The 8,590-nt window shown below is 52.2% G+C and carries 10 protein-coding genes and 1 pseudogene; all 11 read left to right on the top strand.

Translation table 11 applies throughout. The features are described 5' to 3' along the window. Positions 1-363 (top strand): putative PEP-binding protein (locus QNK41_RS04950; RefSeq protein WP_319254363.1); only part of this gene is annotated, 363 nt, incomplete at its 5' end. A gap of 54 nt (positions 364-417) precedes the next feature. Beyond that, positions 418-1,149 (top strand): ZIP family metal transporter, encoded by a 732-nt coding sequence (locus QNK41_RS04945; RefSeq protein WP_319254361.1) that lies wholly within the window; start codon positions 418-420, stop codon positions 1,147-1,149. 116 nt (positions 1,150-1,265) lie between these two features. Further along, positions 1,266-1,450 (top strand): annotated as a pseudogene (locus tag QNK41_RS04940) (ISKra4 family transposase); the annotation flags it as partial. 237 nt (positions 1,451-1,687) lie between these two features. Next, positions 1,688-3,280, top strand: a complete 1,593-nt coding sequence (locus QNK41_RS04935) for an AAA family ATPase (RefSeq protein WP_319254359.1) — start codon at positions 1,688-1,690, stop codon at positions 3,278-3,280. After that, positions 3,273-4,250, top strand: coding sequence for a universal stress protein (locus QNK41_RS04930; RefSeq protein WP_319254358.1), 978 nt, complete (start codon positions 3,273-3,275; stop codon positions 4,248-4,250). Before QNK41_RS04935 ends, QNK41_RS04930 begins: the two co-directional genes overlap by 8 nt. A 33-nt stretch (positions 4,251-4,283) precedes the next feature. Continuing rightward, positions 4,284-4,439: a hypothetical protein gene (locus QNK41_RS04925; protein ID WP_319254356.1), complete on the top strand. Its 156-nt coding sequence runs from the start codon at positions 4,284-4,286 to the stop codon at positions 4,437-4,439. A gap of 32 nt (positions 4,440-4,471) precedes the next feature. Then, positions 4,472-4,942, top strand: coding sequence for a universal stress protein (locus QNK41_RS04920; protein ID WP_319254354.1), 471 nt, complete (start codon positions 4,472-4,474; stop codon positions 4,940-4,942). Between the two features lie 28 nt (positions 4,943-4,970). Further along, positions 4,971-5,657 (top strand): CBS and ACT domain-containing protein, encoded by a 687-nt coding sequence (locus QNK41_RS04915; RefSeq protein WP_319254352.1) that lies wholly within the window; start codon positions 4,971-4,973, stop codon positions 5,655-5,657. A gap of 33 nt (positions 5,658-5,690) precedes the next feature. Then, positions 5,691-6,599, top strand: a complete 909-nt coding sequence (locus tag QNK41_RS04910) for a universal stress protein (RefSeq protein WP_319254350.1) — start codon at positions 5,691-5,693, stop codon at positions 6,597-6,599. A 114-nt stretch (positions 6,600-6,713) separates the two neighbouring features. Then, on the top strand, positions 6,714-7,532 hold the full coding sequence (locus QNK41_RS04905; RefSeq protein ID WP_319254348.1) for a hypothetical protein: 819 nt from the start codon (positions 6,714-6,716) through the stop codon (positions 7,530-7,532). Between the two features lie 256 nt (positions 7,533-7,788). After that, a partial coding sequence (locus QNK41_RS04900; RefSeq protein ID WP_319254346.1) for a lipid A deacylase LpxR family protein occupies positions 7,789-8,590 on the top strand: 802 nt, incomplete at its 3' end.

Here is an 8,590-nt window from a genome sequence, read left to right as displayed (position 1 = left end):
GGGAGTGAATTAGGGGTTAATTATGCGCTTACCGTTTCCTGTTACCAGGCCAACGCACAGGGCGAGGCCTGCGGAAGCAGTGACTCCTGCCAGTTGCGGCGAAAAGGATTTGAAGAAGCAGGAATATCAGACCTTGCCACCCTTGATAAAAATGGTGTAGGAGAATTGATGCGGATCGCCATTCAAAAGGGACGCGCCATAAATCCAGATCTTGAATGCGGCATTTGCGGCGAACATGGGGGTGATCCGGAATCGATCGCGCTTTGCCATGAACTTGGCCTCACGTATGTATCCTGTTCACCGTTCCGTGTACCGGCCGCGCGACTGGCGGCGGCCCAGGCAGCACTTCTTGATAAAAAATGAATTTGGGATTAAAGGTTTGCGAAAATAAACAATCAGAACCCATGTGAGGACACCATGGAAAATACATTCTGGACGGCACTGGTAGCAAGTTCTTTGGCCGCATTAGTGACCTCGGTGGGCATCTATGTCATACGCCGCTTCGAGCATTGGGGCCGTGAGAATACGAATTATTTTATCTGTTTCGCTGCCGGCGTACTGATTTCAGTGTCATTTTTGCACATCATCCCGACAGCATTTTCCATGAATGCAAAGGCCCCTTTCTATCTGTTGACCGGGTACCTCAGCCTGCATTTATTTAATCGCTTCGTCAACGCTTTTGTATGCGATAAAGAATCGGATAAACAATACGAATTGGGCCTTGTGCCCATGCTTGGGATCGGCTTCCATTCCTTCATCGACGGGTTCATCTATTCCATCACCTTCACTGTCAGTATCTTTACCGGAGTACTGGCAGCTACCGGTATGGTCCTTCATGAATTTCCCGAGGGGATCATCACCTACCTGCTGCTCAAACGGGGAGGGTTCAAGGAGCGGACGTCACTGTTGCTTGCCTTCTTAGCTGCAGCCCTGACGACGCCGCTGGGCATGCTCGTCTCATACCCTTACATCAGTACCATGGACCAATCGCTTTTGGGTGCCCTGCTGGCATTTTCTGCCGGCGCCCTGGTATACGTGGGAGCCACGCACCTTCTGCCTCAAGCTGAAACAGAGCGCAAGAGATACAGCCTTTTAGCCCTGGGTGCCGGTATTCTGGTGGCCGTGATTGTTGTCTTTTCCAAGGGATAGCGGTCCTTTTAATATCATATCGCCGACATTGGCCCCGAGGTCTCTGGCAACGACCTCTTCGACAAATGATCGGCATCGCAACGTAACCGGCAGTTCAGGAATGGTTATCTTGGGGATCGACCGTCAACCAGGTGGTAAGCAAGCGGATGGTCAAGAAACAACAAATGCGCTGGAGCCAGAAGGCGCCCACTTGTTGCTACAGGTCCGCACCCGTGTTCTCAATGATGAGCTGCGGGACGAGTTTCGTAAATGGTGCCCAAGCTTTGCCCAAGAGAATGAAAATAATAGTTTGGCAGCGTAGCTCCCCCGTTTTTTTTCGCTCTCCCTATGCAACCACCCACTGTCGACCAACCGACCAACCATGACCGATGCTGACGGAGGTGATACGGCCATGACTTTCCATTGCTTCAACACGCCAGGGCCTCGACAAAAAATAATTCCATTCGGATAACCGCGTGGATGCCGCGGTATATGAGAAATCATGAATTTATGGTTTTCAATTTGCATGGCTGTCTACAGGGAGGGTCATACAATACGCATGGAAAAAAACCACCAGGCAAAGATTATCAAGGTCATGGCCCATCCGGGATTCTACCCGCACGCGGTGGAATCCATTGAGCGGCTGGAAACCCACATCTCGACAGTATTTTTGACCGGCCCTTTCGTCTACAAAATCAAAAAGCCGGTAGATATGGAGTTTCTGGATTTTTCGAGCCTTGAGAAACGACGGCATTACTGCTTGCAGGAAGTCGCCCTGAACCGTCGCCTCTCCAGTGGTGTGTACATCGATACGGTACCCATCACCCACAGCGACGGCCGGTATACCCTTAAAGGGTCAGGTGAAGCAGTCGAGTTCGCCGTGAAAATGCACCAGCTCGCCGAAACCGATTCCATGCAAGATCGCCTGAAGCGCGCCACACTGGACGACGGGAACATCGAAGCGTTGGTCCGCCTATTGGTCGGCTTTTATGCGCAGGCGTCGACGGATCCGGAAACAAAATCATCCGGCGGCTTTGCCTGGGAGCAGAATCTACAAGAGGTCGAACCATTCGCCGGTGTGTGGATCAACCGGCGACCATTCGAGTTCGTGCGGTCCGCCGCACGCTCTTTTTACCGCACGCATGAAAGCCTTTTTCAACGTCGCCGGCAAGATGGGAGGATAAGGGATTGCCACGGGGACCTGAGAACCGATCACATCTACTTTACCAAAAACGGTATCCAGATCATCGACTGCATCGAATTCAACCACCACCTGCGCTATCTGGATATTATCAGTGATCTGGCGTTTCTGGCCATGGATCTGGAATACAACCATTTTCTGGAAACGGCCTGGGCGCTGATCCGATTGTACGCAGAACAGACCCATGACATCGGCGCCTTGCCGCTGCTGAATTTTTACCGCTGCTATCGGGCCATGGTGCGCTGCAAGGTGAGCTGTTTGCGCCTCCGGGAAACCGACAGCCGGAGCGCGAATCATGATGCGATGCGGGCGGATGCCGGACGCTACCTGGCCATGGCCCATGACTATGCCGCCACCTTCAGTCGGCCGATCCTGTGGGTGGTGTGCGGCCTGCCCGCCTCGGGTAAAAGCACCATCGCCGGCGCACTGGCGGAAGTCTTTGACATCAGCGTGATCCGCTCGGATGTGATTCGCAAAGGCCTGTTTGCCGATTCAACCGGCCCATCCACTGACTCTGGTTTCGGACGAGGGCTATACTCGGCCTACACCACCGAGGTCACCTACGAACAATTGTTCGCATTGGCCCAGGAGGAGCTCAAAAAAGGGAAAAGCGTTGTGATCGATGCCACCTTCAGCCTCGCTGTAAAGCGGACGGAAATCCTGCGAATAGCCGCATGCCGGCAAGCAACGCCTGTTTTCGTCGAGTGTCGGGCCGCAGAACCTATCCTGGCAGCACGGCTGCTCAAACGGAAAAACGAGCCGTCGGTATCCGATGCCCGCCTGATTCACCTGCAGGCATTCAAAAAACGATTCGAACCCATGGCCCGAATCGACAATGAAATCCATATTCGCGTGGACACCGAAAACGCTCCGGCGGTTAGCCTTCGGCAAATACTGCTGACCGAGGTCCTGTGGGACGGTGCCCCCCACAAAGGAGGCAAGCATGTTTAATCGAATTGTGACCGCAACAGACATGATCACCACCGCCGATGCGCCGGTGCTATCGGCTGCCCGGATGGCCCGACAGCAGGGCGCCCGTCTCTATCTGCTGCATGTGATGGAATCCGCCTCGACAGACAATCGTCGCCTGGTCCGTCATTTTGAAACCGGAGCGGAAATGATCGCCGACGCAGACTATGAGCATTGCATCCGTCAAGCGCTGGAAAAGACGTATAAGGACGACCTGTCAGGCATCCCCCATGAGGTCAGGGTCACCGCCGGCTTCCCCTGGGAAGAGATCCTGCGGTGGGCCAAGGAGGTCGATACTGATCTCATCGTGCTGGGTCCTCATTCGACCCGGGCGGAAGAAAAAGGGGTGGTTAGGATTGCCGGTCGGGCCGGGTCGACGGTGGAAAACGTCGTCACCCGGGAGAGCTGCCCGGTGATGGTAGTCAATCGCCCCGCGGACAAGGGCCAATTGCTGTTCCAACGGGTGCTGGTGGCGGTCGATTTCTCCCGATCCTGCGAATGCGCGGTCGGTCTTGCGGCCAAACTAGCCCGGCACTACCGCAGCCGATTGTTTGCGTTTCATATGATCCCGGTGCCCCCGATCCCCAAATACACCCGCCGCAACTACGCGGCCGATGCAGCCCATGCAAAAAAGCGGCTCGAATCATTTTATGAGGCGAACCTGGAGAATGCCGACCACCAGTACCTGATCCGGGCCGGCGCCCTACCCCATCTGGAAATACTCAACTGCGCCGCAGAAAAAAACATTGATTTGATCATCATGGGCTCTCACACCAAGGAAAAAGCCGGTAAATGGTACCCGGGCAGCGCGGTGGAGCGGGTCGGCTACCGGGCCGACTGTCCGGTGGTGGTGGTCACCGATCCCGGAGTGCTGGCTCACTGGGACAGTACGATCACCGCCGACGATGGGGACAGCAAGGACCGGTTAATCCACGTGTTTATCGAAACATAGCCAGGAAAACATACAAGCTTAAGGAGGACCGTCATGACAGCAAAATCCGAAGTTTATAAATGCGAGGTCTGCGGTGCTATCGTCACCGTGGTCACCGGTGGCAAAGGGAGCTGGCCTGTTGCGAAAAGAAAATGGCAGAGCGAAGCGGTTTCATCATTCGATGTTCATGGTGAAGAAAAGATAATCTGATAAACCGCAACAGGTTCAGAAAGGAGTTTCAAATGACACAGAGCTTTAAAATTATGACGGCGGTGGATCTCTCCGACTATTCAGCAGCGGCGGTCCTCTACAGTGTAGGGCTGAGCATGAAACTGGATGCGGAGCTGCTGCTGATCAATGTGATCAACCAGCGCGATCTGGATATGGTTCAGCGGTCCATGGCTGGTTATGAAGCGTTTTCTTTTCCGAACTATCTCACTGAACAGATAGAGGATCGCAAAACCAAGATGAAAGATATCGTTGAAGCGGTCTCTCTGGGCAAGGTCAAATGTAGCTACCTTGTCCAGACCGGCATCCCATACCGGGAACTGCTATCTGCCATCGAAAGTGAAAAGCCGAACCTGATGGTTGTGGGCACAAAGGGCCGCAGCAATCTGGCCGACGTAGTGGTCGGTTCAACGGCACGCAAGATGTATCGCCGGTCGCCCATACCGTTGCTCACGATACCGGCGGGCTTCAACGAACTGCCCTGAAACAGAACAGCAACAAAGGAGAAAAAACATGCTGATCAGATATTGGATGAGCAAACCAGTGATTACCGTTGAAAAAAACGATTCTATGCAGCAGGCGGCCACCCTGATGAAAGAAAACCGCATCCGGCTACTTCCTGTGATCGACAAAGGAAAACTTTGCGGCATTCTCAGCGACCGCGATTTGAAGCGGGCATCTGCTTCGGATGCCACCAGCCTGGATGTGCACGAACTGCTTTACCTTGTTTCCAAAATCAAGGTAGCCGACATTATGACCCGCGATGTGGTCACGGTAAACCAGGACTGGACTATGGAGGAAGCCGCAGACCTCATGCTGGACCGTAAAATTTCCGGCGCACCCGTGGTGGATGATAAACGCCAGCTGTGCGGGGTCATCACTCAGACGGACATGTTCAAGGCTACCCTGTATATTACCGGATTGAAAAAGCGGGGATTTCACCTGGCCTTTGTTTTGGAGGACACCCCCGGATCAATTATGGAAATCGTCAATGTGGTGCGTGAATTCGGTGGACGCATGGCCAGCATTCTCTCCACTTACGAGCGGGCACCGGTGGGGTATCGCAACGTCTATCTTCGATTTTACGATGTGTCCCGGGATAGAATCGACAAGATGCTGAAGATTCTCAAGGGCAAGGCAAAGCTACGCTACATGGTGGATCACCGCGAAAACCGGCGAATCCTATTCGACAACCATTAATTCATTTAATTGATCGATACCAGGAGGAAATATATGGTACTCAGACAAAAACGCTTGCTGCTGGCCGTGGACGGTTCCGAACGAGCCTTACAGACCGTACGCTACGCAGGAGAAGAAGATGCTTTCAAGGGTATGAAAATTGTTTTATTCCACGTTTTCAACAGCATCCCGGACGCCTATTACGACCTGGAAAAGGAACCCAAGAGCGTCAAGGTAGTCACCCACGTGCGCAGCTGGGAAGCCCAGCAGAAGAAAAAAATCCGCAAATACATGGACGATGCCAGGCAGATGCTGCTGGATGCCGGGCACGCTGAAGCGGCGGTCGAAGTTAAAATTCAAAACCGCAAAAAAGGGGTGGCCCGCGACATCATCATCGAGGCCCAGAAAGGCTACGACGCGGTCCTGATTCGTCGCAGGGGCGCCACTGCCCTCAAAAACATTATCGTGGGGAGCGTCACCAACAAACTGCTGGAAAAGCTTTCCTTCATTCCGTTGCTCATCGCCGGCCGTAAACCTATCAACAAAAAGGTGCTGGTGGCCGTGGACGGCTCTCCATGTGCAACCAAGGCCGTGCAATTTGTGGCCGATATGTTGGGACCGCTGGGTAATTATCAGGTGAAACTGGTTCACGTGGTGCGCGGTGAGGCTTCTGATCTTGAAGCATTTAGAGAAAACGGCAACACCACATTTGAACCAGTTTTCAGAGCAGCCAGCAATACCTTGACCGCAGCCGGATTCAATCCGCAGGCCATCTCCACCAAAACCCTCATCGGTGCGATCAGCCGTGCCGGTGCCATTGTCAAGGCGGCCGAAAAAGAGGGCTGGGGCACCATTGTGGTGGGCCGGCGGGGCTTGTCCCGTGTAGGCGACTTTTTCATGGGCCGGGTGAGCAACAAGGTGATTCATGCGGGTCGCAAAGATACGGTGTGGATTGTGACATAGCCGCTCAAAGCAACAAATGGCATCGGGTAGATTATATCAAGCATGAATATTGAGAACGGTCATGAGTGGGGAACAACAGATATAGATCTTCACCTTCAGGGAAAGGAATAAAAAATGAGAAAAGAACGAATTTCAGCGATTGCCGGGACAGGACTTATCCTTCTATTTTTCGTTGTCGGATGCTCGGACACCTTGAGCCGGTCATTTTACACCCACCATCCCAGATCTGCCCAGGAGGTGGAAAAAGTTTGGGGAAAACCGATAGACGTTACCGTGCTGGATGGCGGTATCGAAAAGCGCATCTATACGATCCAGAGCCCCTACACTGATCTCAGGTACCGTTATTTTCTGATCGAGAACGGCATGGTTCTGGCCAGTGGTATCACAGACGCTGGTAAGGCAATCCCGCCGGACACGCATCACGAAACCATCGGTTTTGTTGCCAGCGATCTGAGCAAAGCCTTTTACGCCAAACACAGGACAACGGTTGCGCATCTGGATAGCACCTGGGGCCAACCGCTGGTTGTTCGGGATACGAATGACGGAACGCAACTTCGCATTTATGAGATACAGGCCCCCTATACTGATTTCAAGTTCCGGAAATTCATCGTCAAAAACGGAATCGTCATAGCCAGCCGTATCTCTCCGGAAAAGGGCTTCAACGTCGATTCAACTCGACAGGATTTCCGGGCAATAGAGATCAACGAAGTCAGCCATCTCTACTATAAGAACCACCCCATGTCCCTCGAAGCTGTTGAGACCGTTTGGGGAGCACCGGTACTCATCCAGGAGACTGGCAATGGGTTGGAAAAGCGTACCTATAAGCTTCAGATGCCGATCGATGCTGCCTTCGCGTTTCGTTTTTTCATCATTGAAGATGGCATGGTCATCTCCAGTGGTATCAGTGACACCATGGTTGTTGTCGCCGATTAGAAGAGCAAGGATGTTAAGATGCATCTCGAGCGCAGGCAGGACAAGGAAAATTTTAGCTTCAAATCCACCCTAACCCCTGATAGCTATGATGCGTCGATAAATATACATCCGACTTTTAGGGTGGTTCCTGTAATAATGAGCCTTATAGAAAGCCGTGTAACGTTTCTCATAGATACAGCCTGCACCGACATTGGATTAGTCATTAGGAATTTAAATAGAAAGAATTGAAACCAACTGCTTACGGCGCCACAAATTAATGGGAATTTACACGTTTTTCTTGATGGCGTTTTTGTTGATATCCTTTGATAGTTCACTATTCGCAGGAGACTTCAATCTTGATAGCCCACGCAATAAAGGCACTTGGCGGTTTGAAGTCAACAACGATGCCGTTTTTGATAAGGACAGTAATTTCTCCAACGGTTGGAGCCTGCAATATCATACCGTCCGCTACGCCAGTTGGGAAGAAACCGAGGCGCCTGGTTTTATCAAATGGGTCGGCAAACATTTTCCAACCCTTCACGATGATGATTCCATCGTCCGTTATGGTCAGGGGATTGGACAAAATATGATTACCCCCGAAAATCTATCTCTTGAAACGCCACAGGGAGGGGATTTGCCTTATGCCGGTACACTGACCTATACTTTGAATTGGCAGAGCTTTAATCAGCGAACAGCCCGTAATTTTCAAGTAACAGCCGGTATTCTTGGTGAAGAAACCCTTGCAGAAGATTTCCAAAAGTTTGTGCACGTTGATTTAGACCGCGGAAGAACTCCACGAGGATGGGACACCCAGAGAAAAACCGAACCCATTGTTAATATCGGCTATCATCATTTGTGGCGTCTTGCGTCTTTGGGTGAGTACGATAACGGCTGGGCCGGGAATATAGCCTTGGGCCCAATTGCCCATTTGGGGAACCTATTAACCGCCGTGGAACTCGCTCTTGAAATGCGATTTGGATGGAACATCTTAGAGGGTTTCAATAGTTATCCAGCACCACCGGGACGTGGTTTTTTCCAGGCTTACTACCTTCCCAAACCATCATTAGCAGCCGCGCATA

The sequence above is a fragment of the Desulfosarcina sp. genome, from assembly GCF_033791525.1.
In the GTDB taxonomy this organism is placed as follows: Bacteria; Desulfobacterota; Desulfobacteria; order Desulfobacterales; family Desulfosarcinaceae; genus Desulfosarcina.
Note: the sequence above shows the minus strand (reverse complement) of the source record. Positions and strands in the feature narration are given on the sequence as shown.